Source organism: Streptomyces sp. NRRL F-4489 (assembly GCF_001509485.1).
Classification (GTDB): domain Bacteria; phylum Actinomycetota; class Actinomycetes; order Streptomycetales; family Streptomycetaceae; genus Streptomyces.
In genome coordinates this window covers 12,984-28,496 of sequence record NZ_LLZI01000026.1, presented here as the reverse complement: position 1 = coordinate 28,496, position 15,513 = coordinate 12,984, and the positions used below count along the sequence as shown (strand labels likewise).

The 15,513-nt window shown below is 76.1% G+C and carries 12 protein-coding genes and 1 tRNA gene; 4 read left to right on the top strand and 9 right to left on the bottom strand.

The genetic code is table 11. The features are described from left to right. Positions 1-110: 110 nt before the first annotated feature. Together ADL22_RS04540 and ADL22_RS04535 are read right to left on the bottom strand one after the other, a co-directional pair. On the bottom strand, positions 111-1,529 hold the full coding sequence (locus tag ADL22_RS04540) for an amidase (RefSeq protein WP_066974085.1): 1,419 nt from the start codon (positions 1,527-1,529) through the stop codon (positions 111-113). An 83-nt stretch (positions 1,530-1,612) separates the two neighbouring features. Further along, positions 1,613-2,587, bottom strand: a complete 975-nt coding sequence (locus tag ADL22_RS04535; RefSeq protein WP_066974083.1) for a D-2-hydroxyacid dehydrogenase — start codon at positions 2,585-2,587, stop codon at positions 1,613-1,615. Between the two features lie 208 nt (positions 2,588-2,795). Here ADL22_RS04535 and ADL22_RS04530 point away from each other — a divergent pair, with 208 nt between their 5' ends. The 3 genes from ADL22_RS04530 to ADL22_RS04520 all read left to right on the top strand — a co-directional run bounded on the left by ADL22_RS04530 (position 2,796) and on the right by ADL22_RS04520 (position 5,813). After that, entirely contained in the window at positions 2,796-3,704 is a 909-nt protein-coding gene (locus ADL22_RS04530) for an aspartate/glutamate racemase family protein (protein WP_066974080.1), read from the top strand. A 39-nt stretch (positions 3,705-3,743) separates the two neighbouring features. Continuing rightward, the gene (locus ADL22_RS04525) at positions 3,744-4,469 is read left to right on the top strand and encodes an aspartate/glutamate racemase family protein (RefSeq protein WP_066974078.1); all 726 of its coding nucleotides are present in this window, start codon (positions 3,744-3,746) and stop codon (positions 4,467-4,469) included. A 213-nt stretch (positions 4,470-4,682) separates the two neighbouring features. Continuing rightward, a complete protein-coding gene (locus ADL22_RS04520) occupies positions 4,683-5,813 on the top strand; it encodes an LLM class flavin-dependent oxidoreductase (protein WP_066974077.1) in 1,131 nt (376 codons plus the stop codon). A gap of 25 nt (positions 5,814-5,838) precedes the next feature. Here the strand turns inward: ADL22_RS04520 and ADL22_RS04515 are convergent, their stop codons facing one another. After that, the gene (locus ADL22_RS04515; protein ID WP_066974074.1) at positions 5,839-7,641 is read right to left on the bottom strand and encodes a putative bifunctional diguanylate cyclase/phosphodiesterase; all 1,803 of its coding nucleotides are present in this window, start codon (positions 7,639-7,641) and stop codon (positions 5,839-5,841) included. A 327-nt stretch (positions 7,642-7,968) separates the two neighbouring features. Here ADL22_RS04515 and ADL22_RS04510 point away from each other — a divergent pair, with 327 nt between their 5' ends. Continuing rightward, on the top strand, positions 7,969-9,249 hold the full coding sequence (locus tag ADL22_RS04510; protein ID WP_079063837.1) for a M6 family metalloprotease domain-containing protein: 1,281 nt from the start codon (positions 7,969-7,971) through the stop codon (positions 9,247-9,249). Positions 9,250-9,301: 52 nt separating this feature from the next. On the opposite strand, the gene ADL22_RS04505 is transcribed toward ADL22_RS04510, so the two are convergent. From ADL22_RS04505 to ADL22_RS04480, 6 genes are all read right to left on the bottom strand, one after another. Beyond that, positions 9,302-9,375 (bottom strand) — tRNA-Lys (locus tag ADL22_RS04505). A gap of 56 nt (positions 9,376-9,431) precedes the next feature. Further along, positions 9,432-10,028 carry a bifunctional DNA primase/polymerase gene (locus ADL22_RS04500; RefSeq protein ID WP_066974073.1) on the bottom strand — a complete coding sequence of 199 codons (597 nt, stop codon included), beginning with the start codon at positions 10,026-10,028 and terminating at the stop codon, positions 9,432-9,434. 249 nt (positions 10,029-10,277) lie between these two features. After that, positions 10,278-10,670, bottom strand: coding sequence for a hypothetical protein (locus ADL22_RS04495; protein ID WP_066974071.1), 393 nt, complete (start codon positions 10,668-10,670; stop codon positions 10,278-10,280). A 624-nt stretch (positions 10,671-11,294) separates the two neighbouring features. Further along, positions 11,295-12,656, bottom strand: a complete 1,362-nt coding sequence (locus ADL22_RS04490; RefSeq protein ID WP_066974069.1) for an AAA domain-containing protein — start codon at positions 12,654-12,656, stop codon at positions 11,295-11,297. Further along, positions 12,653-14,206 (bottom strand): hypothetical protein, encoded by a 1,554-nt coding sequence (locus tag ADL22_RS04485; RefSeq protein ID WP_066974067.1) that lies wholly within the window; start codon positions 14,204-14,206, stop codon positions 12,653-12,655. The genes ADL22_RS04490 and ADL22_RS04485 overlap by 4 nt, the downstream gene beginning before the upstream one ends. Then, entirely contained in the window at positions 14,197-15,420 is a 1,224-nt protein-coding gene (locus ADL22_RS04480; protein WP_066974065.1) for a hypothetical protein, read from the bottom strand. The genes ADL22_RS04485 and ADL22_RS04480 overlap by 10 nt, the downstream gene beginning before the upstream one ends. Positions 15,421-15,513 lie beyond the last annotated feature (93 nt).

The following is a 15,513-nucleotide window of genomic DNA, read 5'->3' as shown; positions in this document are numbered from 1 at the left end:
GTATACCGGCTGGCCGGCCGCCCCAGGGCTGAGCCGCGGGGCTCCCCTTCTCGGCGCGGCGGGCGGCCGTCGCAGCCGACCCCCCCGGCCCCCCCCCCCCCGCCCCGCCCCTACCCCCCCGCCGGCCCCGGCACCCCGCCCGCCCCCGCCTCGTACAGGGCGTGCGCGGCGCGCAGCACCAGCGCGTCCGCGTGGCGCGCGCCGATGAGCTGCACGCCGATCGGGAGACCGTCGCCGTCGAGTCCGCACGGCACCGTCGCGGCGGGCTGCTGGGTGAGGTTGAACGGATAGGTGAACGGCGTCCACCCCGTCCACCGGGTGTGGCCGGAGCCGGGCGGCACCTCCACGCCCGCCGCGAACGCGGTGATCGGCTCGGTCGGCGTCACCAGCAGGTCGTAGACGCTGTGGAAGCGCCCCATCGCCCGGCCCAGCGCCGCCCGCGCGTCCACCGCCGCCAGGTAGTCCAGCGCGCTGTACCGCGCGCCCTGGTCGCAGATCTCCCGCAGCCCCGGGTCCAGCAGCTCCCGGTCGGCCGCGGAGAGCGGCTGCACCACCCGGGCCGCGCCGCTGAACCACAGCGTGTGGAACGCCTCCACGGGGTCCGCCACCCCCGGGTCGATCTCCTCGACCACCGCGCCCAGCCCGGCCAGCGCGTCCACCGCCCGCCGCACCGCCGCCGCCACGTCCGGCGCCACCGGCACGTCCCACCCCAGTGACGGGCTGTACGCCACCCGCAGCCCGTCCACCGGCCCGGCCAGCGCCGCCCGGAACGATCCCGGCGCCGGGGCCAGCTGCGTCCAGTCCCGCCAGTCCGGGCCGCAGATCACGTCCATCAGCAGCGCCGCGTCCGCCGCGTCCCGGGTCATCGGCCCGACGTGCGCCAGCGTCCCGAACGGGCTCGCCGGATACAGCGGCACCCGCCCGTACGTCGCCTTCAGCCCGAAGATCCCGCAGAACGACGCCGGGATCCGCACCGACCCGCCGCCGTCCGTCCCCAGGCTCAGCGGCCCCGCGCCCAGCGCCACCGCCGCCGCGCTCCCCCCGCTCGACCCCCCGGCCGTCCGCCCCGGATCGTACGGATTGCCGGTCACCCCGTGCCGCGGGCTGTCGGTGACGCCCTTCCAGCCGAACTCCGGTGTGGTGGTCTTGCCGACGAACACCGCGCCGGACTCCCGCAGCCGGGCCACCGCCGGCGCGTCCTCGTCCCACGCCGCGTCCCCGGGCCGGACCGTCCGCGACCCGCGCAGCGTCGGCGCGCCCCGGGTCAGCAGCAGGTCCTTGACGGTCACCGGCACCCCGTCCAGCGGCCCGGCCGGCTCCCCGCGCCGCCACCGCTCCGCGGACGCCGCGGCCTGCGCCAGCGCCTCCTCCCCGTCGATCCGGACGAAGGCGTTCACCGCGGCCTGTGCGGCCTCGGCGCGCTGAAGCACCTCCCGGACCGCCTCGACGGGGGAGAAGTCGCCGGCCGCGTAGCCGGCCGCCAGCCGGGTGGCGGTCAGGGCGGACAGGCGGGTCGGTCCCTGGGTCATGCGTCCTCCGAGCGTCGGCCGCCCCGGGCGGGGCGGCGGGCGGACGCGGACCGCCGCGGGCCGGACCCGGACGGCCCGCGCGGTCACCGCACCGGTACGTAACCGAGGCGTTTGTCGACCACGTTGGCCAGCGGCTCGCCGGCCGCCCAGCGGTCGAAGTTGTCCTGGAACTGCGCGGCGAGCGCGTCCCGCCAGCCCAGGGTGTCGCCGCTCATGTGCGGCGAGACGATCAGATGCGGGACGTCCCACAGCGGGCTGTCCGCGCCCAGCGGCTCGGCCGCGAAGACGTCCAGCGCGGCCGCCGCGATCCGCCACTCCCGCAACGCCGCGACCAGCGCCGCCTCGTCCACCAGCGGGCCCCGCGCCACGTTGACGAACCGCGCCCGGCGCGGCATCAGCGCGAACGCCTCCGCCCCGAACATCCCCCGGGTCTCCGGCGTCAGCGGCGCCGCGCACACCACCCAATCCGCGTGCGGCAGCAGCCCGTTCAGCGCCCCGGCGGGGTGCACCCGGCCGAAGTCCGGATCGCCGGTCCGCTCCCGGCGGCCGACCAGATCGACCTCGACACCCAGTGCCAGCAGGGTGGTGCCGATGGCCCGCCCGATCGGTCCTGCGCCGACCACCACCGCCCGGCTCCCGGCGACCCGCAGCGTCTCCCGGTGCTGCCAGCGCCGCTGCCGCTGCAGCTCCCAACTCCCGTAGAAATCCTTGGCCATGGCGATCACCAGACCGGCGACGTACTCGGCGATCGGCTGCTCGAAGACCCCGCGGGCGTTGGTGACGACGGTGTCGTCGGCCCGCAGCGCCGGGCACAGCAGCCGGTCCACGCCGGCGCTCGCGGTGTGCACCCACCGGGGCCTGGGCCCGCGCTCCGGCCAGCTCTCCCGGATCGCGTCGGAGGTGAAGTCCCAGGCCAACAGCACATCGGCGGTGGGGAGTAGGCCGGCCAGGGTCTTCTCGTCGGCGTAGACCACCTCGGCCCGGCCGGCGAGCCGGTCCAGCCGCGGCGGCGGGTCGGAACCGAGGACGAGAACGGTGCGGACGGTGCTGTCGGACATAGGTCGGAAACCGTTCTGGAACGTATGCCCCGCGGGACGGAACGGGGCGCCGGCAGATGCCTGAGATGCGAGGATTGACCACGCTAAGAAGTCGTATCTACCGTGTCAACAACGGCTCTGTACCGACGTCCCCGGCTTGTCCGGCTGCACCACCCCTGCGGCCATCGGCCGTGCCAGCTCCACCCCTCCGCGCCTCTTAGGGGCCTTCATGGACGTCTCTTTCCTGGGTGGCCCACAGCCGCAGCTCGGCGTGGGCGTCGTCGCCCCCTTCGACTTCGCGCTCGACCGCGAGCTGTGGCGCTGGGTCCCCGACGACGTGTCCCTCCACCTCACCCGCACCCCCTTCGTCCCCGTCGAGGTCAGTCTCGACCTGGCCCGCCTGGTCAGCGAGCACGAGACCCTCGACGCCGCCGTCCAGGCGCTGTGCGCGGTATCGCCGCAGGTCATCGCGTACGCCTGCACGTCGGGCAGCTTCGTCGGCGGGACGGCCGGGGAACGCGCGATGTGCGCCGCCATGACCCAGGCGGGGGACGTGCCCGCCCTGACCACCTCCGGCGCCGCGATCCAGGCGCTGCACGAGATAGGCGCCCGGCGGATCGCCGTGGTCACCCCGTACACCAAATCGGTCACCGACTCCCTGGAGGACTACCTCCGGGAGGCCGGCGTCACCGTCACCGGCCGCGCCTACCTGGGGCTGACCCGGCACATCTGGAAGGTGCCGTACCGCGATGTCGTCGACATGGCGCGGGCGGCCGTCGTCGGCGCCGCCGACGCGCTCTTCATCAGCTGCACCAACCTCCCCACCTACGACGTCATCCCGCAGCTGGAGGCCGAGCTGCGGATGCCGGTGCTGTCCGCCAACCAGGTGACGATCTGGGCGGCGCTGCGCGCCATCGGCGTGCGGGCCGTGGGCCCGTACCAGGCGCTGCTCGACCCGGTGGCGCGCTCCGGCCCGGCCGCCATGTCCGGGCTCCAGCCGGCGCCGCACACCGGGCCGGCGCCGCTGCCCGAGGCCGCCTTCGCGGGGCCGGCCGCGCCGCCGGACGCGGAGCCCGGCGACGGCCCCGAACCGCCCCCGTTCCTGCCCGAGGACCCCGGCCCGCAGCCCCCGCTCTGACCCGCCCCGCCCCACCACCCGCAAGGGAGAACGCGTTCCATGGCATCGGTCGGCTTCCTGTACCCCGGACACTCCGCCGAGGACGACTACCCGCGCCTCGAAGCGCTGCTGGGCGGCGCGGTCCGCCTGCCGCTGGTCCACACCGACATCGGCGTGGACGCCCACCGCCCGGACGCCCTGCTGGAGATGGGGTCCGCGGCGCGGCTCGCGGCGGGCGTCGGCGCGCTGCGGGACGCCGGCGCCGAGGCCGTCGTCTGGGCCTGTACGAGCGCCAGCTTCATCTACGGCTGGGAGGGCGCCCAGCGGCAGGTGCGGGAACTGTCGGCCACCGCCGGGCTGCCCGCGTCCAGTACCTCCTTCGCCTTCGCGCACGCCGTCCAGGAGCTGGGCGTGCGCCGGGTCGCGATCGCGGCGACGTACCCGGCCGATGTCGCGGAGTACTTCCACGCCTTCCTCAAGGCGGCCGGGGCGGAGGTGGTGGCCACCCTCGGCAGCGGCGTGATCACCGCCGCCGAGGTCGGCACCTGGGGCCGGGAGGAGGTGCTGGCGCTGGCCCGGGCCGGCGACCACCCGGACGCCGAGGCCGTCCTGCTGCCGGACACCGCCCTGCACACCGCCGCCCATCTGCCGGCCCTCGAAGCCGCGCTCGGCAAACCGGTCCTCACCGCCAATCAGGTGACGGTGTGGGAGGGGCTGCGGCTCCTGGACCGCACGCTCGCCTGCCCGGAGCTGGGCACGCTGTTCACCCGGACGGCGGACGGCTAACGGGCGGGCGGGCCGGGCGGCCGCCACCGGCCCGCACCGGCCCTCACCACCGCCCCCGCCGCCTTCCTCCACCCCTCCGGGAATAACCGGAGCACTTCTCCGGTTACCCTCCTCGCACACCACCGACGTACCGGCGCGGACCGCACCGCCCGGCGCGCCCACCGGCGCCCGGCCGCCCCGCGCCGGACCCGCGACGCGAGGAGGACCCGCACCGTGAGCGGCGAAGACCAGCAGACCCGTGCCGGCCACGGCGAGCCCCAAGGCGACGGCATACGGGGCACCGCCCTGGGCACCGCCCCCGTCCCCCTGTCCGTGCTCGACCTGGTGACGGTCGGCGCCGGCACCACCGCCACCGCCGCGGTCCGCACCGCCGCCGAGCTGGCGCGCACCGCCGAGCGCCGCGGCTTCCACCGCTACTGGGTCGCCGAGCACCACTCCATGCCCGGCGTGGCCTCGTCCTCGCCGGCGGTGCTGCTCGCCCACCTCGCCGCGCACACCGACCGCATCCGGCTCGGCTCCGGCGGTGTGATGCTGCCCAACCACGCCCCGCTGGTCATCGCCGAGCAGTTCGGCACCCTGGAGGCGATGGCCCCCGGCCGGATCGACCTGGGCCTGGGCCGCGCCCCCGGCACCGACGGCGCCACCGCCGCCGCGCTCCGCCGCGCCGAGCGGCTGCACGAGGGCGCGGACGAGTTCCCGCAGCAGCTGGCCGAGTTGACCCGCTTCCTGGACGACTCCTTCCCCGACGGCCACCCCTACGCCCGGATCCACGCCGTCCCCGGCCCTGTCCAGGCCACCGCGCCCGGCGGCGTCCAGTCCCCGCACCGCCCGCCGCTGTGGCTGCTCGGCTCGTCCGGTTTCAGCGCCCGGCTGGCCGGTACGCTCGGCCTGCCGTTCGCGTTCGCGCACCACTTCTCGGCCGCCAACACCGTCCCGGCGCTCGACCTCTACCGCGCCTGCTTCCGCCCCTCCGAGGTGCTCGCCGAGCCCTACGCCCTGATCGGCGTCTCCGCCCTGGCCGCCGAGGACGAGGCGGAGGCCCGCCGCCAGGTCCGCACCGGGGCGCTGGCGATGATCCGGCTGCGCACCGGCCGCCCCGGCCTCGTCCCCACGCCCGAGGAGGCCGAGGCGTACCGCTTCAGCGCCGCCGAGCAGGACTTCGCCGACAGCTGGCTCGGCAACGTGGTCCACGGCACCCCCGACGCCGTCCGCGAGGGCCTGACCGACCTGGCCAAGCGCACCGGCGCCGACGAGCTGATGATCACCGCCAACGCGCACACCGGCGCGGCCCGCCTCCGCTCGTACGACCTCATCGCCGACGCCTTCGGGCTGCCGCGCGGCTGACGGGCCCGGCGCTGCTGGACGCGGCTCAGCCGCAGGCGCGTCCCGCGTCCAGCAGCGCCGCCACCCGGTCCGGGGCCACCGGCCGGGAGTACAGCCACCCCTGGCCGGTGTCGCAGCCGATCCGGCGCAGCCGCTCGGCCTGCTCGGCGCTCTCCACGCACTCCGCGGTCACCGTCAGCCCGAGCCGGTGCGCCAGCGCCACCAGCGCCTCCACGATCATCTCGTCGGCCGGGTTCGGGTGCTCCTGGGAGCGGAAGCCGTGGACGAACGAGCCGTCGAGCTTGAGCACCGACACCGGCAGCCGGCTGAGGTAGGCGAGGTTGGAGTAGCCGGTCCCGAAGTCGTCGATGGCGATCCGCACGCCCATGTCGCTGAGCGCCTGGAGGGCCTGGAGCGGCCGGCCCGCCGACCCCATCACCGCCGACTCGGTCAGCTCCAGCTGGAGCAGGCGCGGCGGCAGCCCGGTCTCGGCCAGGATCGCCGCGACATCGGCGACGAGGTCGGAGTCCCACACCTGACGCACGGCCACGTTCACGCTGACGAACAGCGGCTGGTCCCCGGGGTGCGCCAGCTGCCAGGCCCGCGCCTGGGAGCAGGCGCGGGTCAGCACCCAGCGGCCCAGCTCCACGATCGCGCCGTTCTCCTCGGCCAGCGCGATGAACCGATTCGGCGCCAGCACGCCGAACTGCGGGTGCCGCCACCGCACCAGCGCCTCCACGCCCTGCGCCCGGCCGTCCCCGAGCCCGACCAGCGGCTGGTACTCCAGGGTGAACTCCCCGCGGTCCACCGCCGGCCGCAGGGTGCTGGACAGCGCCTGCCGGGTCATCCGGTGCGCGTTGCGCTCGGGGTCGAAGAGCGTCCAGCGGGCCTTGCCGTCCTCCTTCGCCCAGTACAGCGTGGTGTCCGCGGCCTGCATCAGCCCCGTCGCGGTGGTGCCGCCGGCGGCCCGTTCGACCACCCCGATGCTGGCCGACACCGACAGCCGCTGCCCGGCCAGGTCGAACGGCCGCTGGAGCGCGTCCAGCACCGACTGCGCCAGCTCCGCCAGCTGGTCGGTGCCGGTCGAATCCGCCACCAGCACCGCGAACTCGTCCCCGCCCAGCCGCGCCACCAGATGCCCGGCGCGGCCCGGCCCGCGCCCGGCGGCGCGCTCGGCGCAGGCGGTCAGCCGCCGCGCGACGGCGGTCAGCAGCCGGTCACCGACCCGGTGCCCCAGGGTGTCGTTGACGGCCTTGAAGCCGTCCAGGTCCAAGTAGCACAGCCCGATCCGGCCGGTGCCGGACCGGGCGTAGGAGGCCGCCTCCAGGGCCGCGGTGAGCCGTTCGAAGAACAGCGTGCGGTTGGGCAGCAGGGTCACCGGGTCGTGCATCTGGAGGTGGCGCACCCGGGCCAGCAGATCGCGCCGGTCGCTGATGTCCTCGGCGGCCAGCAGCAGCCGCCGGGCCGCGCCGGGCAGCGGTTCGGCGACCGGCTCGACGGTCACCTGCGCCCACACCGCGCCGCCGTCGGACCGGGTCAGCCGCCGGGTGCAGCTGAGCCGGTCGCGGCGGCCGCCCAGCACCTCGCGGTAGGCGGCCCACAGCCGGGCGTCGGCGCACAGGCCGGTGAGGTCGGCGGCGTCGGCGGCGATCAGCTCGCCCGGGGCGGCGCCGACCAGCTCGCCGAGCGCGGCGTTGGCGGCCAGTACCAGCCCGTCGCCGTTGAGGACGGCCATCGGCAGGCCGGCGGTGTGGAAGGCGGCGCGGTAGTCGCCGGGCGAGGCGGCGTCGCAGGGGGGAGGGTGCGGGGCCCGCGCGGATTCTTTGGTCGTACCCTCACGTTCCGTCACCGAGGGCAGTGTCGCTCCGGGCGTGCGGCCCGTGCTGTCGGGGTGTCCGCTCACTGCTCGCTCCCGCATGGCGCTTGTCTCGTGACGGAGGGGTACCTCGCGCTGGAAAGTGTGGCGATCATAGAGGCTGCTCCGAGGGCCGAGCCAGCGACGGAGCCGTGACCATCCGCACGCATGACGGAAGTTCAGCCAATATTGCCCGGCGATGTTCGCCCCTATTGCCCCTTTGGTCGCTTGTGACTTTGCGTTACGAGACAGGGGAGACGCGGCTGTCACCCGTACGGGCCGCCATAACAGGACGAAGAACATGAAATCACCTCAGGGTAGATGGGTGTCCCGAATCCGTCCCTGGAGGTCCACGTGCCGCGCGCCCAGACACCCCGAGGGGTGGACCGCCGCCGCCTGCGGCGCGTCGCAGCCGTGGCCACCTCCCTGAGCGCGCTGATCGCCACCTCCATCGTCACCGGCCCGGCCACCGCCTCCGAGGCGGCCCTGTCCTGCGCCCTGGGACGCACCGACGCCCACCACTCCGAGGGCGTCGACAGCTGGGACGACGCCTACCCCCGTCCCGACCGCACCCGCCGCGCGGTCATGGTCTTCCTGTCCTTCCCGGACGCCCGCCCCGCCACCACCACCCAGCAGCTGGCCGGCGACTACTTCCCGGCCACCGCCCGCTTCTTCGACCGCGCCTCGTACGGCAGATTCCACCTGCGCACCCGCATCCAGCCCCGCTGGGTCCGCATGCCGCACCCCTCCACCTGGTACGCCATACAGCGCGACTGGGACTCCGGGCGCCGCTCCGCCTACCTCCGCGACGCGGTCGCCGCCGCCGACCCCTCGGTCGACTTCCGCCGCTACGACCTCGTCTACCTCGTCGCCGACCCCGGCGCCCCCGGCGTCGACTCCGACGCCACCAAGGTCGTCAACCTCGACCAGCCGATGCACGCCGACGGCGCCGAGCTGCGCCGCTTCGTCACCGTCTTCGAGCACAGCCCGCCCGACCGCAACGTCCTCGCCCACGAGACCGGCCACGTCTTCGACCTGCCCGACCTCTACCACCGCCCGCGGAACGGCCGCGGCGACTGGGACACCTACGTCGGGGACTGGGACCTCATGGGCAGCCAGTTCGGCCTCGCCCCCGAACCCTTCGGCTGGCACAAATGGCGGCTCGGCTGGATCACCGACGGCCAGATCGACTGCGTCAGCCTCGACCGCCCCCGGATGCACTCGCTGCGCACCCTCTCCGCCCCCGACGACCCCGGCGACCACCGCCGCCCCCGCCTCCTGGTCGTCCGCACCGGCCCCGACAGCGCCCTGGCCATGGAGGCCCGCGGCGCCGAGGGCAACGACCACGCCGTGTGCACCGAGGGCGTCCTCGTCTACCGCGTCCGCTCCACCACCGCCTCCGGCGACGGCCCGGTCCGGGTGCTCGACGGCCACCCCGGCACCGCCGCCTGCTGGGGCCGCTCCGTCTACCCGCCGCTCGCCGACGCCCCGCTCGGCGTCGGCGAGAGCCTGAACGATCCCGAGGACGGCGTACGCGTCCAAGTGGAGGGCCGCGCCACCGACGGCGAATGGGCAGTCAAGATCACCCGCAGCACTCCCTGAACCCCAGCACGCCGAAGGCCCCCACCAACCGGTGAGGGCCTTCGACCGTCTGTGCGCCGCCAGGGACTCGAACCCCGGACCCGCTGATTAAGAGTCAGCTGCTCTAACCAACTGAGCTAGCGGCGCCTGCTGACGGGGAAAACATTAGCATCCGGTCCGGGCAGAGCGAAAATCGGTTCCCCTCAGCCCCCCGCCAGCGCCCCCTCCACGCCCTGACCAGCCGTTTCGCGGTGCGTACGGGCGCTTTCCCGGTCGGCGCCCAGCCCCCCGCGGGCGGCCCGCACGCACGCCCACAGCAGCACGTCCGGCCCCGGCAGCCACGGCTCGCGGACGTCCGGCGCCACCAGCCAGCGCGATCCGCCCGCCGCCCGGGGGTGCAGCGGCGGCACCGTCACCGCGTCGCCGCTCCCGTGGCACAGCGGCGCCGGCACCGCCCGCCCCCACTCCTCCCAGGCGAGCAGCGCGGGCAGCCGCTGGGCCGTCCCGGGCGCCGCGAACAGCAGGATCCGCCCCCGGTGCGCGGCCACCGGCCCCGACCCCGGACCGGCCGACCACAGCCGGTCCACCATCCGCCGCCCGAACAGCGCCGGGACACTGATCACGTCGAAGACCCGCCCGCACGGCAGCACGCTCGGCGCCTCTGGCCGCTCCGCCCACAGCATGTGCATGGCCTCCGGATGCGGACTGGCGGAGGCGAGCCAGTCGGCTCCGGCGAGCGTGACGTACGCCGTGGTGGGGAAGGCCAGATTCCGCGGGGTCTCAGGAAGCCAGTCGCTCATGGGAGACGTTCTACCGACGCCCGGCCCCCCGCCAATCCTCCTTGGCGGAATCCGGGACACGGCGGGGCGCCGAGGGGTATCTTTCCCGCTTCGCATATGCCAACGGCTCATGATCTTGCCTCCTGAGCCGGGAGGGTGCGTCTACGGCGCGTGCGCCGGTTGTGCCTCGCGTTTCTCCTGCGCCTCGCGCGGCTCCTGCGGCGGGCGCGGCCCGCCGGTCCCGCCCGCTCCGCCGCGGGCGGCCGCCGCTCAGTCGCCGTCCGGCGGTACGGTGCTGCCGCTGCGCAGCAGGCTCCGGCCGAACTCCACCATCTTGCGCGCGTAGTCCTCGGTCCACTCCGCCCGCTCGGCGACCACCGCCAGCGGCAGCCGGTCGAACCGGCGCGGATCGGTCAGCTGCGCGGCGGCCATCGCCTGGAACTCCGTCGCCCGGTCCGCCGCCGCCCGGAACGCCAGCGTCAACTCCGTCGCCCGCCCGAGCAGCGCGCCGGGGTCCTCCATCGACTCCAGCCCGAAGAAGTGCTCGGGGTCTTCGGCGGCCTCCGGCGGCTCGAACAGAAGCTGCGCGGGCTTGAGGCGGGGGCGGGGCGCGGCCTCGGACGCGGGCCCCCGCGGGTCAGGAGCCGGATGCGGCTCACTCATGTGTATCCCTCCACGTTGTCTGCCGCCCTCCATTGTCGCGCGGTGCCGTAAGGGGGTGTTTGTGGCCGCCCCACGTTGTCTTGTGCGGCGCCGTGGTTGGTTGCGGTGGCCTCGCCTACGCGGGGTGGGTGGGGGGCGGAGGGGCTGCCCCGGACCCCGTCCTCGGTGCGGGCGCATCTGGTCTGTGAATGAGGATTACCCCGCGGTTCGCTCCAGATCCTGCGGGCGGGGTCCGGGGCATCCCCTCCGCCCCGCGCCGCGGGCGGCCATCCCGCCGTCTCGGCCGGGGCCCGGTGGTGTACGTGGTCTCGGCCCCGCGGGGGAGTTGTCTTTTTGGGTGTCTGGCGTGCCCTTCGGCACGCCAGACACCCGCCCTCCCTCAAGGGGACGAGACCACGCAACCGGCCGTGAGGCCGTGGGGGTGTCCGGGTAGGGGATGTCCCGGGGTGCGCCCGCAGGATCTGGAGCGAACCGCGGGGCATTCCTCATCGCACGGACCAGATGCGCCCGCACCGAGGACGTACCCCGGGGCAGCCCCTCCGGCCCCCACCCACCGAAGGGAACCCGAGGCCACCGCAACCAACACGGCGCCGCAGACAAAAACGTGGGGCGGCCCCGAACAACCTAGCTCCCGCGAAGCGGGACCCGGTGCTCTTCCAGGTGCGCCATCACGGAGTGATTCGCCTCCCAGCCATCGGGAAACTTGACGGTCACGCCGAGAGAAACCGGCTCCGTCGCCGGATGCTCGTCCAGCAGCTCCGCGACGCCGGCGCGGCACACGACGATGCAGGCGTGCCGGTGCCGGGAGGCGAGCACGCACAGGCGCCCGGTCTCCAGGTGGAAGGCCGTCGCGTCGGGCCGCCCCGAGAGCGGATGCAGCACGACGGTGACGTCGAACTCCCGGCCCTGGAGCCGGTTGGCCGTGTCCACGGTGACACCGGAGACGCCCAGCGCGGCCAGCGCGCCCCGCACCGCCGCGGCTTGATCGCGGTGGGCGGTGCCGACCGCGATCCGGGCGGCGGTGAGCGGCTCGGGCGCGGGCGCCTGCTCGCTGGTGGCGGCCCCGCCGCGGTCCAGCAGGCGGCGGACGACGCGGGCGAGCGCCCCGATGGCCTCCGGGTCCGTACGCGGGGTGTGGCGGGCGGGAAGTTCCAGCAGGCCCCAGCCGGAGGCGGCGGCCTCGTCCAGGACGCGGTCGACCGCCGAGCCGTCGCCGCGGACGCCGAAGGACAGCCGCCGGTCGCCGGGCCCGGTGCCGCTGCGGAACGGCGTGTACGGGTAGAACGCGCCGGACACCAGGGGCGCGGCGGAGGCCGGCAGCCGCCAGGAGACCGGGAGGCGGTGCTGGGGGAGGTCGGGGTTGTGGGCGAGGAGGGTGGCGACGGCGCTGGCCGAGGGGTCGTAGGAGAGGCCGGCCCACTGGTCGGCGCCGACGACGCTGAACGGGTCGAGCTGGCCGGGGTCGCCGACGAACAGGGCGCGTTCGAAGAGGCCGGCGACGCCGAGCAGGGCGTCGGACCGCATCTGGTACGCCTCGTCCACGATGGCGTGCGGCCAGGGCTCGTCCACCTTGGTGTAGGCCCACTTGGCGGCGGTGGAGACGACGACGGCGCGGTCGGCGAGGTCGGTGATCTTGGCGGAGGTGCGGACGGCGGGCAGCTCGGCCAGGGCCGGGTCGAAGGCGGTGGGCTCACTGCTGTGCAGGCGGCCGACGGGCAGCTCGGGATCCTTGGCGGCCAGCCGCAGTACGAGGTCGTCGACCTGGGCGTTGGTCTGCGCGACGATCATCAGCCGGCGCCCGGCCGCGGCCAGTTCGCGGGCCGCGCGGACGACCAGGGTGGACTTCCCGGCGCCCGGCGGGGAGTCCACGACGACGCCGCGGCGGGTGCCGTGCAGGGTGTCGCGGAGGATCGCGTCGGTGGCCGCGGCGGCGGCCGCGGCGGGGTCGGCCGGCTGCGGTGCGGTGAGCGGGGGAGGGGGCGTCACAGGTAGTCCTCCGGGGTCACCGGGTCGGGGGCGGCGGACGGCGCGTCCTCGGGGCCCGGCGGCGGGCCGCCGTGCGTCCAGGGGGTGTCCTCGGGTTCGGGGAGGGCGGGGCCGCCGCGCGGGGCGTGCGCGAACAGCGTCCAGCACAGGGTGTCGCCGGGCTCGGGGACGGAGCCGGGCTCGGGGGTGCGGCCGCGGCCCATCCCGCCGGTGAGCCGGATCACCAGCGTGCCGGGGTCGCCCCCGGGCCCGTACGCGACGAACTCGGCGGTCTGGGCGCGGCCGTCGCCGAGCGCCCGGTGCACGGTCGTGCCCGCGTCGAGCTGGGGGCGGTCGCCGGTGCGCAGCGTCACCAGGGGGCGCGGCATCGGACGGCGGCCCTCGGAGCACGCCATCTCGACAGCGGTGACGGTGCCTTGGAGCGCCTCGCCGGCGAGCCGCCGGGCGGCCATCACCAGCGGGTCGTCCAGCGCCTCCTGGGCGTCCAGCAGGGCCTGCGCGGCCTCCCGGGTGGCGAGTTTGCGGGCGGCGGTGACCGCGTCGTCCTGCCGGGGCTGCGGCGGCTCCCCGGCGCGGATCCGGTCGCGGTGGGAGGTGTACGACCAGCGGTCGCGCTTCCAGCGGTCGGCGACCCGGGCGCCCTCGGGGAGCGCGCGGAGCAGGTCGAGGCCGTGCCACACCGCGTCCCAGGTGGGCCGCAGCTGGCTCTCGACGAGCGCGCGGATCTCCTCCTCGGCGCCGGGGACGCCGGCGTCGTAGCGGGCCATCGCGGGCGCCAGCAGGCGGTTGTCGAACGCCGGGTCGGTGGCCGGGCCGGCCGGCGGGCAGTGCAGCTGCCCGTCCGGGCCGCGGGCCGCCTCGGCGAACGCGGCGGCCTCCGGGGCCGGTACGCCCGGCGGCGGGTCGATCCAGGCGAGCAGCGCGGCCAGGTGCTGGTCCTCCAGGGCGCTCTGGCCGGTGGCCCAGTGGCGGGTCAGCAGCTCGGTCATGGACAGCAGCAGGCAGGCGCCCGGCACCCGGGCCCGCTCACCGAAGTGGGTGAACCAGCGGCCCAGCAGCGGGACGTGCGGCGGCGCCGGGTAGGGCGCCTCCGGGTCCTGCTCGGCCGTCCGCCGGAACCGCATCGAGCGGCCCAGCAGCCGGACGTAGCCCACCCCGGCGGTGCTCGGCACGATCAACTGCGGGGCGTCCGCGCACAGTTCGGCCTGGACGGGGACCTTCTTGCCGCTCTCCGGGTCGGTCTCCTTGCGCTCCTCGTACTCCACCTCGTCGGCGAAGCCGTCCACGTAGGGCAGCACCGCCTCGGCCAGCTCGGCGAGGAAGCCGAAGCGCAGGTCGCGGTCGCGGGGCTGGGGGACGGTCAGCAGCCGGGGCTTCTCCCGGTCGGTGCCGACCAGCGCGCCCAGGGGGGCGCCGGCCTCACCGGCGGTGGTCAACGGGACGAACACCAGCGGGCGTTCGGAGAGGTGGCGGTGGCGGACGGTGGTGCGCGGCCGGGCGCGGCCGGCGGCCACCGCCTCCATCCGGGCGAGCGTGTCGATCAGCGGCATGCGTCCTCCCCGTCCCGGGGCGGCGGTACGGCGGCGAGCGCCTCGGCGCGCAGCGCGGCGGCGGCCTGGAGCGCCTGGACGGCCGGGTCGTCCGGGTCGGCGCCGGGGTCGCCGGCGGCGGCCGCCAGCGCCTCGCCGATGGTCCGCAGCCCGCCCAGCTCGCCCCGTACACCGCGGCCCAGGGTCTCCACGGCGCCCTGCGCGCGGGACCGCTCGCGGCAGTGGAAGGCCAGTTCGCAGGCGGCCAGGCACTCGGGGGCGTAGGCCGCGGGGACCGCCGCGACCGCCTCGGCCAGCTCCGCGGCCGGGCGGGTCGGCGTGGCGCCGTCGTCGCCCGGCCGGAGGTCGAAGGTGGTGCCGGGCGGCAGCTCGGCGGCGATCTCCTCGACGCGGGCGAGCCGCGCCAACTGGCGCCGGGTGGTGGCCAGTTGCTTGCGGACGTCGACGGCGGCGGCCGCCGGGAGGTTGGAGAAGTCCTTCGGGCAGACCAGCAGCGCGCGGTCGCGGACCCGGGCCGGGTGGCCGGTGCGCGCGGCGACCGCCTCCAGGGCCAGGACGTAGACGGCGGCCTGGCGGGCCGCGGCGCCCACCTTGGCGGGGTCCGCGGCGCCGTCGATCATCGGGAACGACTTGATCTCGACGACCGTCCAGACCCCGTCCGGGTGCACCACGACCGCGTCCGGCTCCACGTAGGCGGGCGATCCGGCGACGTCCATGGCGAGCAGCGGGTGGTCCAGCAGCGCCCAGCCGCCGGCCGCGGTCGCCTCGCGCAGGGCGAGGGCGGTGCGCGCGGCCCGGCCCTCGGGGCCGGCCGCGGACAGGTCGGGCCGGGCGACCGCGCCGTCCTCCGGCGGCGGGCTGCCGGGCGCCAGCCGCTCGCGGACCAGCCGCAGCAGCGCGGCGCCGCCCTCGGCCTTGACCCGGGCCTCGAAGGAGTTGCCGCGGACCAGGGCGAACTGGGACTGGCCGTACGCCGCGGGCGCGCCCAGCGCGCGGGCCAGCGCGGCCTTGTCGACCCCGGCGCCGTCGAGCAGCGCCCGGCGGCGGCAGCCGGGGTTGGCGGCGAGCGCGGCGAGCGCGCGGGCGTCCAGCGACCGGGGGCGCGCACCGGGGCCGCGCAGCTCCGCCAGGCGCTGCCGCAGGCCGGGGGAGGGCGCCGGCGGCCCGCCGGGCGGCGGGGGCGCCGCGGTGCGGCTTTCGCGGGAAACGTTCACCCGCCGAAGTCTGGCATCCGGCACCGACAGGCGGGGGGCCCGGCCATGTTTCCGGCCGGTGCGGGATGATGGAGGGGTCGCGGTCAGCGCCGC

Bases quoted from the DNA above. Each gene is read 5' to 3' on its own strand.
- ADL22_RS04500 (WP_066974073.1), bottom strand. From the start codon at position 10,028: ATGAGCGACTGGCTTCCTGAGACCCCGCGGAATCTGGCCTTCCCCACC.
- ADL22_RS04485 (WP_066974067.1), bottom strand. From the start codon at position 14,206: ATGCCGCTGATCGACACGCTCGCCCGGATGGAGGCGGTGGCCGCCGGC.
- ADL22_RS04530 (WP_066974080.1), top strand. From the start codon at position 2,796: ATGGACGTCTCTTTCCTGGGTGGCCCACAGCCGCAGCTCGGCGTGGGC.
- ADL22_RS04510 (WP_079063837.1), top strand. From the start codon at position 7,969: ATGGGTGTCCCGAATCCGTCCCTGGAGGTCCACGTGCCGCGCGCCCAG.
- ADL22_RS04495 (WP_066974071.1), bottom strand. From the start codon at position 10,670: ATGAGTGAGCCGCATCCGGCTCCTGACCCGCGGGGGCCCGCGTCCGAG.
- ADL22_RS04540 (WP_066974085.1), bottom strand. From the start codon at position 1,529: ATGACCCAGGGACCGACCCGCCTGTCCGCCCTGACCGCCACCCGGCTG.
- ADL22_RS04535 (WP_066974083.1), bottom strand. From the start codon at position 2,587: ATGTCCGACAGCACCGTCCGCACCGTTCTCGTCCTCGGTTCCGACCCG.
- ADL22_RS04525 (WP_066974078.1), top strand. From the start codon at position 3,744: ATGGCATCGGTCGGCTTCCTGTACCCCGGACACTCCGCCGAGGACGAC.